Here is a 14,556-nt window from a genome sequence, read left to right on the forward strand (position 1 = left end):
GTTATGATTTTGTGACGCACTGAAAAGACACTAAAAACAGTAAAACCGATGAGTTTACACTTGCGCACGGTGATGGCGCGGCGATCCTATTTAACTTAGCTACGGTATCCTCTAGTATAAAAAAACCTTATAAAACGATAACGACAGGAAAGGAAATGGGAAAATTTAAAGCCTCAATGACAGCGGCTGCAGTGGTACTTGGGCTAAGTGCCTGTAGCAGCCAAACGGAAACTACCGCGATGGAAACACAACCTGCAGTAGAACAAGCAAAATTCGATAATGTATTGCTACAGCAGTATCAGGGCCCTTACGGCGGCGTTCCTGCCTTTGACAAGATGAAGCTGGAAGATTTAAAGCCAGCACTTGAAAAAGGCATGGCATTAAATATGGCTGAGATAGAAGAGATAGCCAACAACCCCAACCCACCCACGTTTGAAAACACCATTGCCGCCATGGAACGTGCCGGTAAGCCTCTGGAGCGCGTTTTTACCTATTGGGGAATCTGGAGTTCAAACAATTCCAGCCCTGAATTCCGTGAAATACAGGGCGAGATGACGCCAAAAATCTCTGCTTTTTTCACTAAAATTACGCAAAATGAAAAGTTGTTCCAGCGTGTAAAAGAAGTGTACGAAAGTGATGAGCTGGAAAACCTTTCCGATGAAGAACAGCGTATTACCTGGCTAACCTACAACAATTTCGCGCGTAACGGTGCCACCCTTGATGGTGAGACAAAGGCGCGCTATGCAGAAATCAATCAGGAACTGGCGAAATTACAAACCAAGTTCTCTAACAACATACTGGCTGATGAAGAAGATTACGTCACCTATATCAGTGAAGACGAGCTAAGCGGCCTGCCCGATTCTTTCGTTAAAGCGGCAGCTTCTGCAGCGCAGACCCGTGGTCATGATGGCGAGTATGCGATTACCAATACCCGTTCCTCTATGGATCCGTTCCTGACCTACTCTGACAATCGCGAGCTACGCGAAAAAGTGTGGCGCACCTATTACAATCGTGGTGATAACGGTGATGCCAAAGACAACAATGAAATCATTAAGCAAATTCTGAAGCTTCGCGACGAGCGTGTTGAACTGCTTGGGTATGAAGATTATGCCACATGGCGTCTTGAAGACCGCATGGCAAAAACCCCTGAAAAAGCGATGGACCTGATGATGAAAGTCTGGCCAGCAGCAATCGCTCGCGTCGAGGAAGAAGTGGCTGACATGCAGGCCATCGCCGATGAAGAAGGCGCGGATATTGATATCAAACCTTGGGACTATCGCTATTACGCTGAGAAAGTGCGCAAAGCAAAATACGACCTTGATTCAAACGAAGTAAAACAATATTTGCAGCTGGATAAGCTTCGCGAAGCAATGTTTTATGTTGCCGGACGTTTGTTCAACTTTGAGTTTACCCCCGTCGAGGAAGGCTCGGTACCCGTTTTTAACCCTGAGGTTAAAGTCTGGGAAGTTACTGACAAAGCATCAGGGGAACATGTTGGTCTGTGGTATCTGGACCCGTTTGCACGAAAAGGTAAACGTTCAGGTGCGTGGGCAACCACATACCGTGATTACACGACCTTTAATGGTGAACAGACTGCCCTGGCATCTAACAACTCTAACTTTGTGAAAGGTGCAGAGGGCGAACCTACACTTATTTCGTGGGACGATGCAGAAACGTATTTCCATGAATTCGGGCACGCATTGCACTTCTTATCGGCTGATGTTGCCTACCCGACCTCACATTCAGGTGTACGTGACTACACCGAGTTTCAGTCGCAATTGCTGGAACGTTGGCTAACGACTGATGAAGTCATTGATAAATATCTGGTTCACTATGAAACCGGCGAGCCTATCCCGGATGAACTGGTAGAAAAAATCAATCGTGCATCAACTTTCAATGAAGGTTTCAAAACCACGGAGTATATGGCATCGGCAATCATGGATCTGAAATACCATACAACAGATCCTGAAAATATTGCCCCGGACAAGTTTGAAAAAGAAGAACTTGAAAAACTGGGCATGCCAGAGGAAGTTGTGATGCGTCACCGTAGCCCTCACTTCGGACACATTTTTTCAAGTGAAGGCTATGCTGCTGCTTACTATGGCTATATGTGGGCGGAAGTACTGACAGCTGATGCAGCCGAAGCATTTGCCGAAGCACCCGGTGGTTTTTACGATAAAGAAATGGCTGACAAGCTGGTTAAATATCTCTTTTCAGTAAGAAATGCGATGGATCCGGCTGAGGCATATCGTAAATTCCGTGGTCGCGATGCGCAAGTTGATGCGTTGATGCGCGACCGCGGCTTCCCTTTACCTGAAGAGAAAAACTAAGTAATTACCTGCCAGGCCCGTGGTAAACACTACGGGCCTTTTTATTCCCCCAAAGTTTTCATTTTCGTAAATTCCCAGTCAGCTATACTTACTCCAACCTGTTTTTAACTTTCCCAACTTAACAAAACAAACGTTGTGCCGATAACATAACCATCTGCATAATTTCCCGCATATCAGATTATCTGCCTTCTAAAGGATTTGTCGGGACTGTGCCAAACGCTTTGTAGTCAATATTTTTGGTAGTTGTATGAATTTAAGCGCCTTCAGTATTAAACAAAAACTTATCTTTATTCTTGTTGTTGCCGTGCTCGCTGCCACTATCCTGGTGAGCTCGTTAAACCAAATGGTGACCCGGGACCTGATTCGCGGGACAGTGGAAGAGTCGCAGCTACCCAATATTGTAAAACGCCTTGCCAATCGCGTAGATAAAGAGGTTACGGTAATGTCCGCAGTGGCCCACAGCATCGCCACAAATCCGGACATTCTGGCCTGGTCGGCCAGTGGTGCGCCTGAAGAGGGTGAGGCAAAGGTCGTTAACTACCTGTCGCGTCTGGTTGCCTATAATAATCTGAGTGTGGCTTCTTTTGCTGACCGTCAGACTTACAACTACTGGAATCATGAAGGATTTCTGCGCACACTGAAAAATGATGACCAGGACGGTTGGTTTTTTGCCTACAAAGACAGCGGGCAAGAAACCTCACTGAGTCTGTATAACGATCCGGTTCGCGGCTATCAGCTGTATGCGAATTATCAACAGTTAGAGGGCCGCGGCATGTCCGGGGTGGCGAAAACGGTTGATGAACTTGTCACGATACTAAACCAGGTAAAAATCGCTCAGACCGGCATGGTATTTATGGTCGATGCTGCAGGCAAGGTTATTGCGCATCCTGATGAAAGTAAGCTAGGAAGCAGTAGCCTGGCAGAGCTTACCTCTGAAAAGGCAAGCCGGGAAATCTTATCGAAGAACGACTTTGCTCTGGCGGAGTTTAACAACAGTGAATCAGATTACTTACTGGCCGGAAGCTATATTCCCAGCGCCCAGTGGTATGTGATAGCCCAGGTGCCTGAAAATGAGTTGTATGCCGAGCTGAATAACGCAACCCGTCAAACGCTCATATGGTCTTTGATCGTTGCGGCAGCTTTCGCATTGGTCGGGGTCTTCTTCGCTGCATCTATTACCCGACCGCTTGAACGACTGGCCGATGCGTTCCAGACACTGGGCCAGGGCGGCGGTGATTTAACAACCCGTCTCCCGGCGCCTCCTCAAAAAGAGATGCATCGTCTGGTGGACGGGTTCAACAAGTTTATCCATTCACTGCACGCCACTATGTCTTCAATTGTTAGTGATAGCGGTCAGGTTCGCCAGGCTGCCAGTCAGGTGGCGGAAAGTACCCGCACAACCCAGGCAAATAGTCAGGATCAGCGTGACAGAACGCTTCAGGTTGCCACTGCGATGACACAGATGGCCAGCTCTGTTCAGGAAATTGCTCGTTCAGCCCAATCTGCAGCTGCCAATGCCCACGAGTCCACGCAGACTACCCACCAGGGGCATGTGGTAACGAAGAATGCTGTATCGCAGATAGACGCGCTATCGGCGCAGATTTCAGAAGTGGCAGAAACCATTTCAACACTGAATACGCATACCAACACAATCGGCGGTATTCTGGATACCATCAGAGGTATTTCTGAACAAACCAATCTTCTTGCGCTTAACGCGGCCATTGAAGCGGCCCGGGCGGGGGATCACGGACGAGGCTTCTCAGTGGTCGCCGACGAAGTAAGAACGCTGGCGCAGCGCGCTGCAGCAGCTACTGACGAAATTCAGGAAAAGATAGACAGCTTCCAAAAGGACAGCCAACAAGCAGTCGGCCAAATGCAAAGTAGTCAGGAGCAAACATCCAGCGTCGTTGAAAGTGCGCGCCAGATAGATGAACTGCTGGAGACAATTGCTCAGAATATTAATCAGATTAATGACATGAATACGCATATCGCAACGGCGACAGAGCAGCAGGCTTCTGTGGTTGAAGATGTGAGTAAAAATATCAACGAGATCAGCGGGCGTAATGAGGACAATGTGGAGAACTCATCACAGCTTGTTACTGCCAGTGAGCAGCTTGATAGTGCCGCTGAAAACCTGTCCCGACAGGTAGGCCACTTCCGTCTTTAAAAGACAGGCAGGCGCAAAATACTGCGCCTGTTCTTATTTTATCTTCAAACGGATTAACCGGGCATCCTGTAACGGTGACTTTTCCTGAGTCAGCCATATCTCGCCATTAGCTTTTGCACATATCCCTTCGACCTGCCCAAACCGTTCAAGCGGGCTGACAGAAACAACGCGGTAGTCGCTGGCCAGGACCGCAATAAATGGTCGCAGTACGCCAAGAAGATTGCTGTTGTAACCTACAACAATAAAACGCTGATTGGCTTTATCCCAGTCTGCACCGGTGATGATGCCGGGCAGCCCCTTGATAACCTGTACGGCGGTAAGTTCCTGCGATTTGGGCGAGGATGCGATTTGATAAACTCTGGCGTGTTCGGTGTCCCAGCTTTTAGAAAACAGCACCAGCTTATCTTCTCTTACCGTTAGCGCCTCGGCATCGTAGTCATGGTTATAGGGTGTATTGGCTGACGGCGTATTGCCTTTATACGTTAATCGGAATGTTTTTATCTTCTTATACGTCTGTCTGTCTAACTGTCGTACCGATACATAATTCCGGTTGCCACGATTATTACCAATATCAGCGATATAAAAATACCTGTCATTGGCCGTTATTGCCTCAATATCTTTATTGGGAAAGTCCAGTTGCGCTTTTTTTGTGATGTTTCCGTTTTCATTAAGAAAATATAAGACTGCATCGTTACCAGAGTCATTAACCGTTACAGCACCCCCGGCAGTACAGAATAGGCCTGACGTCTCATTAACAGCACCGGGAAGTTTTTGCGTGTCGATAACATCTATTTTCATCAGAGGATAGCCTGAAGAGGCTGCGCATCCGGCACTGACAACGGCGGCAAGTAGAAGCGCAACCGCACGTACCATTGATTTTCTGGCTATAAAACTGAACATTGGGGACCTCGACTGCAAAAAGCATGACGCTAAAAAGATGATTATTCGGGTCTATTCAAGACGCGCAAGTAACGCGTGAAGATCACAACAGTTTCAACTCACTACTCATCCGTCCTTAATAAATAACAGTACAAACAAGCAATCTAATAAAATCATATTGTACTCAGCGCTCTTTAAAGAAAGTGCGTAGTATTTGTAAGGGAATTCAACTTGTCAGAGTCGCTCATCAGTCTTGTCAGTGTTGGCCTGCTTTCTATTGCCTGCCAGTTTCTGGCGTATAAAATCAGGCTACCCGCCATACTTCCGTTACTTATCGTCGGTATTATTGTCGGCCCGGTGCTTAACCTGCTTGATGCAGATAAATTATTTGGTGATTTGCTGTTTCCGGTAGTTTCACTTTCAGTGGCTATCATTTTATTTGAAGGCGCACTGACACTCAGGTTTAAAGATATCCGCGGCCACAGCAATATGGTCAGGAACCTGTGCAGTGTAGGTGTAGTAGTGACCTGGATCGTATCTACACTGGCCGCTCACTATGCGCTCTCTATTCCCTGGCAGCTATCCTTCCTGTTCGGCGCTATTGTCACCGTTACCGGTCCCACGGTTATAATTCCGATGCTGCGAACGGTCCGCCCTAAGAGCAATGTTGCAAATATTCTAAGGTGGGAAGGTATTATTATCGATCCGATAGGCGCGCTGCTGGCGGTTCTGGTCTTTGAATATATCGTTGCCTCCCAGGCAGAAGCATTGACCCACACGCTTATAGCGTTTGGTAAAACAGTAGGTATTGGTATTGTACTGGGCTTAGCGGGCGGCTACTCGTTGGGCTATTGCCTGCGTAAAAAATGGATCCCGCACTATCTGCAAAATACCGCTGTTCTGACGCTCGTATTGGGTGCATTTGCAGCATCTAACTATGTTGCCCATGAGTCTGGCCTGCTGACTGTTACCATCATGGGGATGGTGCTGGCGAATATGAAAAATGTCGAGGTCGAGGATATCCTTGAGTTTAAGGAAACATTAAGTGTATTGCTGATTTCCGGCCTGTTTATCTTATTGGCTACCCGTTTGGAATTGCAGGCGATAGCGAACGTTGGTGCGGGTATTGTCATCGTTTTACTGGCGGTTATTTTTGTAGCCCGTCCGCTTTCTGTCCTCGTATCATCCATCGGCACCGGTCTGAACTGGCGAGAGCTTTCCTTACTCAGCTGGATTGCGCCACGGGGTATCGTTGCCGCTGCAGTCTCTGCATTGTTTTCAATAAAGTTGCAGAAAATCGGTTATGACGGTGCGGACGTTATCGTTCCGATTGTATTTTTAGTGATTATTACCACCGTTGTGGTGCAGAGTTTGACTGCGAAACCGGTGGCAGCCCTACTGAAAATGCGCGCGCCGCCACCTAATGGATACCTTATTTTCGGTGGTAGTCAGTTTAACCGCATGTTGGCAAAGGAAATGATTAATCAGGATATTCCTGTCACCCTGGCTGATACCAACTGGGACGCGGTAAAAAAAGCCCGCATGCAGGATATCCCTACCTATTTTGGTAACCCTGCATCTGACCATGCGGCGCGCCACATGGACATGGACCGATTGGGCAGAGTGCTGGTGATGTCACCCTATCAGCAACTGAACCCGGTTATTGCCTACCATTTTGAATATACCATTGGCAAAGATAAGGTCTGGGGGCTTACCAACAACGAGCAGACAGCGCGGCCCAGTCACCAGGTAGGTAAACATTATGCCAAGCGAATGACGCTGTTTGATGAGGGTGTTACCTATGGTTATCTAGCTTCATCCGTCTCACATGGTGCAACGATAAAAACAACCCGTATTACTGAAGAGTTCACCTATGCTGACTATCTTGAACAGTACGGTGGTCGCGTTATTCCGTTGATTGCGATTGATGATGAAGAGAAGTCACACGTGATTTTGTTGGGTGAAGATTTAGAAGTTGCGCCGGGTTGGCGTCTGATCAGCCTGATTCGCGCTGAGGATGAACCCGTATAACGAAAATGCACCCTGTCCCTCGACAGGGTGCTTCTCCCTGGAATGTGAATAGACGGCGTTTATTATTATTTGAAGTATGTTGTTATTGTTTTGACCTGTTCTATCGCACAGGCTGGATATAGCAACACCCAGGCCACTTTTTACTGCATTGTTTTACAAGGCTTTTTGTAAAACTTAGATACCCAAAATCTAAATGCAGAGGCATTCTGGTGCACGACACCTTCAATAACGCACAACGACTGGGCTCACTTTTTAACCAGTTATCAATTATTTAAGCGACTTTAGGACCTGTAACGTTTTTTGAAGGGCGCCGCTGTTCTTAGTGAGTACTGTCTTGCCAGCATATCCGGACTCACTTCGTTTATCCGAGTCGGTTAACCACTGCGAGAGCTGGTCAAAAATCTCAGTAGCATTCTGTTTAATATGCAGGCCGCCGCTGGCAATTAAGGATTCGCAGATAACCGGATTATTGTAGGTATTCGGCCCCATGATAACCGGAATACCAAAGGCTGCAGGTTCCAGCGCATTGTGGCCACCTTTATCTGCGAGCGAGCCACCAACAAAAGCAACGTCCGCCACTGCGTACGCTTCGTTAAGCCTACCCATTTCGTCTAACAGAATCACATCCGTATCATCTCGGATGACATCATTAACCGACGTTCTGATAAACGATACCCCATGACCTTCTAGCAATTCAGCTACTGTATCAAAACGTTCCGGATGCCGGGGCACGATTATCAATAGCGGCTCAGACGTCTTGTGCGCGTCGCCAAGCCTTTGCACCGCCTCAAGCAGCACTTGCTCTTCGGGGGCATGCGTACTGCCTGCCACGACGGTATACCGCTCACAGTTCTGAAGTCCCATAAAATCAGAATGCTGTCGACTATCCAGAGAGGTAGCCTGATCAAACTTTATATTGTTGGTGAGTAATAGCTTATCTTCCCTGATGCCCAGCGCCTCATAGTTCTCATAATCTCGCGGGCCCTGCGCGCACACCTTTGTAATTTTGCGCAACATTGGCGAAAAAAGTGCGCTTATTTTTTTATACCTGGCAGCAGATCGGTCAGTCATTCGCGCGTTTATGACCACCGCCGGAATATTTCTTTTCCAGCATGCATGAATAAGATTCGGCCAAAGCTCGACTTCAGTGATACATACAAAGCGTGGCTGCACTCTACGAAGCATCCACTGCATCGAGAACGGAAAGTCGAAAGGCAGATAAAAGTGATGTACCCGATCAGCAAAAATGGCGCGCACTCTCGCTGAGCCTGTGGGTGTTGTGGTAGTAATAGTGATTGTGGCGTCGGGCTCTGATTGTAAAATTTGTTTGACCACACAGGATGCAGCAACCACCTCACCTACGGATACGCAATGGAAAAAATATCCACCAGGGCTCGCTGGCTTTGCAACACAACCAAACCGCGACAAAAAGTGCTGCGTATCATGTCGATGCTGCCTCACGCCACGTTTCACTAAGCCCAGGTAGGCAAAGGGCGCAGCCAATAGAAGTAAGCCGCTATACAACCATCTGATAAGAAGCTCGCTGATTGTTTCAGTTGAATATTGCGATGCCACGTTATTTCCGCCGAAATCCAGTAAAAATTTACGTTATACCTGCTCCGCCTTGGCGATGAAACAGAATCACATACAAAAGTAACAGATACAAAAAAGCCGCTCCAGGAGCGGCTTTTTTAAAGTGTAAAAAGCGGTGTAATTAAACGCCTGCTTTTTCTACAACTTCTACCAGTGTCCAAGTTTTGTTCTTAGACAAAGGACGACATTCGCGAACTGTCACGATATCGCCTTGATTGGCAGTGTTGCTTTCGTCGTGAGCGTGCAACTTAGTAGAACGTCTGATGAACTTCCCATAAATAGGGTGTTTAACAAAACGCTCAACCATAACAGTGATAGTTTTATCCATCTTGTTGCTAACCACACGACCTTGAACTGTACGAGTATTTTGCTCAGTCATTACGCATCAGCCTTTTGAGTCAGAATGGTTTTAACACGCGCGATGTTACGACGCACTTTCTTCAACTGGTCAGATTTTTCAAGCTGCCCGGTTGAGTGCTGCATGCGCAGGTTGAACTGTTCGCGTAGCAGGTTCAATAACTCTGCATTCAGCTCTTCTACGCTTTTGTCTTTCAGTTCAGTCGCTTTCATTACATCACCGTCCGAGTTACAAAGGTTGTTTTAAATGGCAGTTTTGCCGCTGCCAATTCAAACGCCTCACGTGCCAGAGCTTCAGGAACCCCTTCCATCTCATACAGAACACGGCCAGGTTGAATTTGGCATACCCAGTACTCAACGTTACCTTTACCTTTACCTTGACGAACCTCAAGAGGCTTCTCAGTAATTGGCTTGTCAGGGAAAACCCGAATCCAGATTTTACCTTGACGCTTAACGTGACGAGTCATAGCACGACGCGCTGCTTCGATTTGACGCGCAGTCATACGACCACGGCCAGTTGCTTTCAGGCCATATGTACCGAAGCTTACTTTGCTACCTGCAACAGCAAGACCACGGTTACGACCTTTATGCTGTTTACGAAATTTCGTACGCTTAGGTTGTAACATGATTAGCCCTCTCGCTTAGCGCTGCGGCCTTTCTTCTTAGGCTGAGCAGGTGGCTGCTCCTGGTTTGTAGGCAGTCCGCCCAGAACCTCACCTTTGAAGATCCATACTTTAACGCCGATGATACCGTAAGTAGTAGACGCTTCAGATGTCGCGTAATCTATATCCGCACGGAAAGTGTGCAGAGGAACGCGACCTTCGCGGTACCATTCTGTACGTGCAATCTCTGCACCGCCCAGACGGCCACTAACTTCTACTTTGATACCTTTAGCACCAAGACGCATTGCGTTTTGTACCGCGCGCTTCATCGCACGACGGAACATAACACGGCGCTCAAGCTGGCTAGAAATGCTGTCAGCAACTAACTGACCATCCAGCTCTGGCTTGCGTACTTCAGCAATGTTGATCTGAGCAGGCACACCGGCCAGCTTAGATACATGGTTACGCAGCTTTTCTACGTCTTCACCTTTCTTACCGATAACAACACCTGGACGAGCAGTGTGAATAGTCACACGGATGCTCTTCGCAGGACGCTCGATAACAATTTTAGAAAGTGAAGCGTTTTTCAGTTTCTTAGTCAGGTACTGACGTACCTGATGATCGTTGTACAGATTATCCGCATAGTCTGATGTATTAGCGTACCAGGTAGAAGTCCATGGTTTGCTGATACCCAGGCGTATACCTGTAGGATGTACCTTCTGTCCCATTATCTACTCCTAGTTATCCGCTACAACCACAGTGATGTGACTGCTACGCTTAAAGATACGGTCTGCACGTCCTTTCGCACGTGGCTTGATACGCTTCATTGTTGGACCTTCGTCAACGAAGATCTTAGCGATACGCAGCTCGTCAATATCAGCACCTTCATTGTGCTCTGCATTTGCAATAGCAGATTCAAGTACTTTCTTGACCAGTCCTGCGCTCTTCTTAGAGCTGTACGTTAAAAGCTCAAGTGCTTTTTCTACGTGCATTCCGCGAACCTGATCCGCAACCAAGCGTGCTTTTTGAGCCGACGTGCGGGCAAAACGGTGTTTAGCTAATGCTTCCATCTTCCTACCCCTTAACGTTTGCTTTTCTTATCCGCGATATGACCGCGGTAAGTACGCGTTGGCGCGAATTCGCCCAACTTGTGGCCGACCATTTCGTCACTAATAATGACAGGTACATGTTGGCGACCGTTATGGACCGCAATGGTCAACCCAATCATATCTGGGATGATCATGGAACGACGAGACCAAGTCTTAATTGGTTTACGTTCGTTCTTTTCCACTGCAGCCTCTACCTTCTTCAGCAAGTGAAGGTCAATAAAAGGACCTTTCTTGAGAGAACGTGGCATGGTGAATCCTCGCTTTTACTTGTTACGACGACGTACGATAAGCTTATCAGTACGCTTGTTGCTTCGGGTCTTCTTACCTTTAGTAGGAGTACCCCAAGGTGATACTGGGTGACGGCCACCGGAAGTACGTCCTTCACCACCACCGTGTGGGTGGTCTACCGGGTTCATGGCAACACCACGAACTGTAGGACGAATACCGCGCCAGCGGGTTGCACCTGCTTTACCCAGTGAACGTAGCATATGCTCTGCATTACCAACTTCACCGATAGTGGCGCGGCAATCAGACAATACTTTACGCATTTCGCCAGAACGCAGACGTAATGTAACGTAGTTACCTTCACGTGCCAGGATCTGAGCGTAAGCGCCAGCAGAACGTGCAATCTGTGCACCTTTGCCAGGCTTCATTTCGATAGCGTGTACAACGGAACCTACCGGGATGTTACGCATAGGCATAGCATTACCGGCTTTGATAGGTGACTGCGTACCAGACTGTACCTGGTCGCCAGCTTTCAGACCTTTAGGTGCCAGCATGTAACGACGCTCACCATCTGCATAAAGCACAAGTGCAATGTTAGCAGAACGGTTAGGATCGTATTCTAAACGCTCGATAGTGGCAGGAATGCCATCTTTGTTGCGTTTAAAATCAATTACGCGGTAGTGATGCTTATGACCACCACCAACGTGACGTACAGTAATACGACCGTTGTTATTACGACCGCCATTTTTGCTGTTTTTTTCCAGCAAAGGCGCATATGGTGCACCCTTGTGCAGGTCGTGGTTAACTACTTTAACAACGTGACGACGACCGGCAGAAGTTGGCTTAGCTTTCATTAATGGCATTTCTAATCCCCTTCTTACTCAGCGCCACCGACAAAGTCGATGTCCTGACCTTCTTTAAGCGATACATACGCTTTTTTCCAGTCGCTGCGTTTGCCGAAAGACATACCGTGACGCTTAGTCTTACCTTTAACGTTCACAGTGCGAACACCTTCAACTTCAACTTCAAACAGCTTTTCAACGGCTGCTTTAACTTCAGCTTTAGTTGCGTCTTTCGCTACTTTAAATACAACAGTGTTGCCCGTTTCAGCAGCCAGCGTTGACTTTTCTGAAACGTGAGGTGCTTTAAGCACCTTCAGTAGACGTTCTTCATTCATGCTAACGCCTCCTCAAGCTGTTTAACTGCGTCGGCAGTGATTAGCACTTTTTCAAATGCAATCAGGCTTACAGGGTCGATACCAGCTACGTCACGAACGTCTACCTTGTACAGGTTACGTGCAGCTAGAAACAGATTTTCTTCTACTTCTGCAGTCACGATAAGAACGTCGTTCAATTCCAGATCGTTAAGTTTGCCAACAAGATCTTTAGTCTTAGGTGCGTCAACACCGAACTTCTCAACCACAACCAAACGGTCTTGGCGAATCAGTTCAGACAGGATGCTTTTGATCGCACCACGGTACATCTTCTTGTTAACTTTTTGCTCGTGATCGCGAGGCTTCGCTGCGAAAGCACGACCACCGCCAACCCAGATTGGGCTGCGGATTGTACCAGCACGTGCACGGCCAGTACCTTTTTGACGCCATGGCTTCTTACCGCCACCACGTACTTCTGCGCGAGTCTTTTGCGCTTTTGTACCCTGACGAGCACCTGCACCGTAAGCTACAACGACCTGGTGTACCAGAGCTTCGTTGAATTCACGTCCAAAGGTCGCTTCGGATACTTCAAGAGCGCTATTCGCGTCTTTCAATGTTAATTCCATCAGTTCACTCCCCAGACGTTACGCTTTAATCGCAGGCTTAACGATTACATCGCCGCCTGTCGCGCCAGGTACGGCACCTTTAACCAGGATAAGGTTGTTTTCCAGGTCAACACGTACAACTTCCAAAGACTGCGTAGTAACTTGTTTATTACCAAGTTGACCCGCCATTTTCTTGCCTTTGAATACTTTACCTGGTGATTGGTTTTGACCAATTGAACCAGGTGCACGGTGTGACAAAGAGTTACCGTGGGTCATACGCTGAGAACTGAAGTTCCAACGCTTAATTGCACCCGCGAAACCTTTACCTTTTGAAGTGCCAGTCACATCAATTTTTTTAGTGTCGTTAAAGATTTCAACAGTGATTTCACTGCCAACTTCAATATCGTCACCTTCGTTGTCTTCAAGGCGGAATTCCCACAGACCACGACCAGCGTCAACACCTGCTTTAGCAAATTGACCTGCTTCAGCTTTGTTGATGCGGTTCGCTTTCTTGGTTCCAGCAGTAACCTGAAGAGCGCGATAACCGTCAGTATCTTCAGTGCGTAACTGAGTAACACGGTTCGGGGTCGCTTCGATAACAGTCACAGGGATAGACGTGCCATCTTCAGTGAAGATGCGAGTCATACCCACTTTACGACCGACTAGACCAATCGCCATTGTTATAACCCTCTCTTGTTAGCCCAGGCTGATTTGAACATCAACGCCGGCAGCCAAGTCCAAACGCATCAGCGCGTCAACTGTTTTATCAGTTGGCTCAATGATGTCTACCAAACGCTTGTGAGTACGAATCTCATATTGATCACGTGCGTCTTTATTCACGTGAGGAGATGTCAACACCGTATAGCGTTCTTTGCGAGTAGGCAGAGGAATTGGACCGCTGACCTGAGCACCAGTACGTTTCGCCGTTTCAACGATTTCAGCCGTAGACTGATCGATCAACTTGTGATCAAACGCTTTCAAACGAATACGAATTCTTTGATTTGGCATCGATTAAGCTCCAATCGAAAGAACAAAAAAATTCACCCTTTCTCTTCCCTATTTTGAATGGAAAGAAAGGATGTGCGTAAACCGGTGGTTCCAAATCGGAACCCTGTTCTTTTTCTAGCACGCCGGCAACAGGTTTTAATCCAAAATGGACCTTGTCCGTTACGTTGGCATCCACCCTAAAAGCAGTGTGGTTGCGGCTAAAACTTTTTGCCCTAACTTGGGCAGAGGCGCGCATTATATAGAGGTCGCGCTAATTTGCAAGTACTATTAGCAGAAAAAGTGAACAGCGCTTTTGTTTTCTGGTCTGCTCGGCAGTAGATGTATGCAGATGCCTGTTTTATAGTCTGCGTGGCGTCGAAATAAACCTTTTACGCTAAAAACCGCGTCATCGCATTAGTATCTGCATACCTGACACCGCAACAAGTATAACTATGCAAGCCGAATTTGCTCGACTTTATGATTGCTGATGCTGGCCGATAAGTATAAGGTGAAGATTC

The 14,556-nt window shown here is 47.5% G+C and carries 16 protein-coding genes; 3 read left to right on the forward strand and 13 right to left on the reverse strand.

Annotation, left to right across the window (positions count from 1 at the left end; genetic code table 11):
- Positions 1–155 precede the first annotated feature (155 nt).
- Both FBQ74_RS15845 and FBQ74_RS15850 read left to right on the forward strand, forming a co-directional pair.
- Positions 156–2,330 carry a M3 family metallopeptidase gene (locus FBQ74_RS15845; protein WP_139757585.1) on the forward strand — a complete coding sequence of 725 codons (2,175 nt, stop codon included), beginning with the start codon at positions 156–158 and terminating at the stop codon, positions 2,328–2,330.
- Between the two features lie 247 nt (positions 2,331–2,577).
- The gene (locus FBQ74_RS15850; protein ID WP_139757586.1) at positions 2,578–4,497 is read left to right on the forward strand and encodes a methyl-accepting chemotaxis protein; all 1,920 of its coding nucleotides are present in this window, start codon (positions 2,578–2,580) and stop codon (positions 4,495–4,497) included.
- Between the two features lie 33 nt (positions 4,498–4,530).
- On the opposite strand, the gene FBQ74_RS15855 is transcribed toward FBQ74_RS15850, so the two are convergent.
- Complete coding sequence (locus tag FBQ74_RS15855) at positions 4,531–5,397, reverse strand: hypothetical protein (RefSeq protein WP_139757587.1); 867 nt, start codon at positions 5,395–5,397, stop codon at positions 4,531–4,533.
- Between the two features lie 210 nt (positions 5,398–5,607).
- On the opposite strand from FBQ74_RS15855, the gene FBQ74_RS15860 reads away from it, so the two are divergent.
- Entirely contained in the window at positions 5,608–7,407 is a 1,800-nt protein-coding gene (locus tag FBQ74_RS15860; RefSeq protein ID WP_139757588.1) for a cation:proton antiporter, read from the forward strand.
- A gap of 267 nt (positions 7,408–7,674) precedes the next feature.
- Here FBQ74_RS15860 and FBQ74_RS15865 read toward each other — a convergent pair whose 3' ends face one another.
- The 12 genes from FBQ74_RS15865 to rpsJ all read right to left on the reverse strand — a co-directional run bounded on the left by FBQ74_RS15865 (position 7,675) and on the right by rpsJ (position 14,059).
- Positions 7,675–8,982: a 3-deoxy-D-manno-octulosonic acid transferase gene (locus tag FBQ74_RS15865; RefSeq protein WP_139757589.1), complete on the reverse strand. Its 1,308-nt coding sequence runs from the start codon at positions 8,980–8,982 to the stop codon at positions 7,675–7,677.
- A 139-nt stretch (positions 8,983–9,121) separates the two neighbouring features.
- Positions 9,122–9,379 (reverse strand): 30S ribosomal protein S17, encoded by a 258-nt coding sequence (gene rpsQ / locus FBQ74_RS15870; RefSeq protein WP_139757590.1) that lies wholly within the window; start codon positions 9,377–9,379, stop codon positions 9,122–9,124.
- Positions 9,379–9,570: a 50S ribosomal protein L29 gene (gene rpmC, locus FBQ74_RS15875; RefSeq protein ID WP_108565740.1), complete on the reverse strand. Its 192-nt coding sequence runs from the start codon at positions 9,568–9,570 to the stop codon at positions 9,379–9,381. The genes rpsQ and rpmC overlap by 1 nt, the downstream gene beginning before the upstream one ends.
- Positions 9,570–9,983, reverse strand: coding sequence for a 50S ribosomal protein L16 (gene rplP / locus FBQ74_RS15880; protein WP_137168350.1), 414 nt, complete (start codon positions 9,981–9,983; stop codon positions 9,570–9,572). Before rplP ends, rpmC begins: the two co-directional genes overlap by 1 nt.
- Positions 9,984–9,985: 2 nt before the next feature.
- A complete protein-coding gene (rpsC, locus tag FBQ74_RS15885; RefSeq protein ID WP_139757591.1) occupies positions 9,986–10,687 on the reverse strand; it encodes a 30S ribosomal protein S3 in 702 nt (233 codons plus the stop codon).
- Positions 10,688–10,696: 9 nt separating this feature from the next.
- Positions 10,697–11,029, reverse strand: a complete 333-nt coding sequence (gene rplV, locus FBQ74_RS15890; protein ID WP_139757592.1) for a 50S ribosomal protein L22 — start codon at positions 11,027–11,029, stop codon at positions 10,697–10,699.
- Between the two features lie 11 nt (positions 11,030–11,040).
- Positions 11,041–11,316: a 30S ribosomal protein S19 gene (gene rpsS / locus FBQ74_RS15895; RefSeq protein WP_018982447.1), complete on the reverse strand. Its 276-nt coding sequence runs from the start codon at positions 11,314–11,316 to the stop codon at positions 11,041–11,043.
- Between the two features lie 15 nt (positions 11,317–11,331).
- A complete protein-coding gene (gene rplB / locus FBQ74_RS15900; protein WP_139757593.1) occupies positions 11,332–12,156 on the reverse strand; it encodes a 50S ribosomal protein L2 in 825 nt (274 codons plus the stop codon).
- A gap of 14 nt (positions 12,157–12,170) precedes the next feature.
- Positions 12,171–12,470 (reverse strand): 50S ribosomal protein L23, encoded by a 300-nt coding sequence (rplW, locus tag FBQ74_RS15905; protein ID WP_139757594.1) that lies wholly within the window; start codon positions 12,468–12,470, stop codon positions 12,171–12,173.
- Positions 12,467–13,072: a 50S ribosomal protein L4 gene (rplD, locus tag FBQ74_RS15910; protein WP_139757595.1), complete on the reverse strand. Its 606-nt coding sequence runs from the start codon at positions 13,070–13,072 to the stop codon at positions 12,467–12,469. Before rplD ends, rplW begins: the two co-directional genes overlap by 4 nt.
- Positions 13,073–13,090: 18 nt before the next feature.
- Entirely contained in the window at positions 13,091–13,729 is a 639-nt protein-coding gene (gene rplC, locus FBQ74_RS15915; RefSeq protein WP_139757596.1) for a 50S ribosomal protein L3, read from the reverse strand.
- An 18-nt stretch (positions 13,730–13,747) separates the two neighbouring features.
- Positions 13,748–14,059 carry a 30S ribosomal protein S10 gene (gene rpsJ, locus FBQ74_RS15920; RefSeq protein WP_006012796.1) on the reverse strand — a complete coding sequence of 104 codons (312 nt, stop codon included), beginning with the start codon at positions 14,057–14,059 and terminating at the stop codon, positions 13,748–13,750.
- Positions 14,060–14,556 lie beyond the last annotated feature (497 nt).

The sequence above is a fragment of the Salinimonas iocasae genome (assembly GCF_006228385.1).
Lineage (GTDB): Bacteria > Pseudomonadota > Gammaproteobacteria > Enterobacterales > Alteromonadaceae > Alteromonas > Alteromonas iocasae.

Excerpts from the sequence above, each read along its gene's own strand:
- rpmC (WP_108565740.1), bottom strand. The coding sequence starts at position 9,570 with ATGAAAGCGACTGAACTGAAAGACAAAAGCGTAGAAGAGCTGAATGCA.
- rplV (WP_139757592.1), bottom strand. The coding sequence starts at position 11,029 with ATGGAAGCATTAGCTAAACACCGTTTTGCCCGCACGTCGGCTCAAAAA.
- rpsJ (WP_006012796.1), bottom strand. The coding sequence starts at position 14,059 with ATGCCAAATCAAAGAATTCGTATTCGTTTGAAAGCGTTTGATCACAAG.
- rplP (WP_137168350.1), bottom strand. The coding sequence starts at position 9,983 with ATGTTACAACCTAAGCGTACGAAATTTCGTAAACAGCATAAAGGTCGT.
- rplD (WP_139757595.1), bottom strand. The coding sequence starts at position 13,072 with ATGGAATTAACATTGAAAGACGCGAATAGCGCTCTTGAAGTATCCGAA.
- rpsC (WP_139757591.1), bottom strand. The coding sequence starts at position 10,687 with ATGGGACAGAAGGTACATCCTACAGGTATACGCCTGGGTATCAGCAAA.
- FBQ74_RS15855 (WP_139757587.1), bottom strand. The coding sequence starts at position 5,397 with ATGTTCAGTTTTATAGCCAGAAAATCAATGGTACGTGCGGTTGCGCTT.
- rplC (WP_139757596.1), bottom strand. The coding sequence starts at position 13,729 with ATGGCGATTGGTCTAGTCGGTCGTAAAGTGGGTATGACTCGCATCTTC.
- FBQ74_RS15850 (WP_139757586.1), top strand. The coding sequence starts at position 2,578 with ATGAATTTAAGCGCCTTCAGTATTAAACAAAAACTTATCTTTATTCTT.
- rpsQ (WP_139757590.1), bottom strand. The coding sequence starts at position 9,379 with ATGACTGAGCAAAATACTCGTACAGTTCAAGGTCGTGTGGTTAGCAAC.
- rpsS (WP_018982447.1), bottom strand. The coding sequence starts at position 11,316 with ATGCCACGTTCTCTCAAGAAAGGTCCTTTTATTGACCTTCACTTGCTG.
- rplW (WP_139757594.1), bottom strand. The coding sequence starts at position 12,470 with ATGAATGAAGAACGTCTACTGAAGGTGCTTAAAGCACCTCACGTTTCA.
- FBQ74_RS15845 (WP_139757585.1), top strand. The coding sequence starts at position 156 with ATGGGAAAATTTAAAGCCTCAATGACAGCGGCTGCAGTGGTACTTGGG.
- rplB (WP_139757593.1), bottom strand. The coding sequence starts at position 12,156 with ATGCCATTAATGAAAGCTAAGCCAACTTCTGCCGGTCGTCGTCACGTT.